1 protein-coding gene is annotated in these 928 nt (G+C 59.1%); it reads right to left on the reverse strand.

Annotation, left to right across the window (positions count from 1 at the left end; translation table 11 throughout):
• A partial coding sequence (locus HMPREF2630_RS09170; RefSeq protein ID WP_168162474.1) for a hypothetical protein occupies positions 1 to 928 on the reverse strand: 928 nt, incomplete at its 5' end.

Consider the following 928-nt stretch of genomic DNA (forward strand, 5'->3'; position numbering starts at 1 on the left):
TTAGTAAGTGCGCTTTGCCAGTTCACGACGAACCGACTCACGCACACCCGCATCCTCAACCGACGCCAACACCGACGCCAGAGCACGCGAGAGAATATCTTCACGCATGAACGGCTCCACACGAGTTGCCTTGTACACCGGCACCAGTGCGCGTGAGAGCATCGGGATGAAGTTCGGTTCAGCCCAGGACGGCTCTAGGGCGATGACGCGTGCCAGGGCGGGGGAGTACTCTTCCATCCAGCGCTGGAAGTCGTCTTCGTTGGAGAAGTAGGAGCCGTCTTCCTTGAGTTCGAATGCTTGGGGGACTTCGGTGTTGGCGGCCTTGGCTTCGTCGAGTTCTTGTGCGAAGTCGGAGACGCGTTCACGCAAAGCTGCCATCTGCTTGAATTGTGCGGGAATGTCCTCATCCTGCAGGGCTGCTACGTAGTTTTCGACTTCGCGGTTATCGGGTTCGCGCAGGGTGGTGCCGGGTGCGGGGAGGGTGGGGAACTGGTAGCCGGTTTCGGTGAGGTGGTTTGCTTTCTCTTCACCCTTGACGGCTAGTTCGATGGCGGTGTTGAGTAGGTCCTGCTTTGTGTCGGCGTCGATGGGGTAGCGGCCGTATTGGCCGGGGGTGTACTTCTTGAAGAGGTTGTGTAGGGCGATGCAGCGTAGGCGTAGGTTGTAGAGGAAGGCTTGCCAGTTGCCGATGGTGGCGAATCCTTCGTTGATGAGGGTGATCATTTCGTCGATGGGTTCTTCGTCGGCTAGTTCGGTGGTGAGGCTGTCGAGGAGGTGGTTGATGCTTTGGGCGGTGGCGATGTCGGTGCGTAGTGCTTGGGTGAGGGCGAGGTCGTCGGGGTAGGTGATGTAGTGGCCGCCGTCGATTTGGATGAGGTCGGTGTGGGTGATCCATGCGGGGGCGGTGGGGTTGGTGTTGATCATTGGT

The organism is Rothia sp. HMSC072B03 (genome assembly GCF_001809565.1).
GTDB lineage: Bacteria > Actinomycetota > Actinomycetes > Actinomycetales > Micrococcaceae > Rothia > Rothia mucilaginosa_A.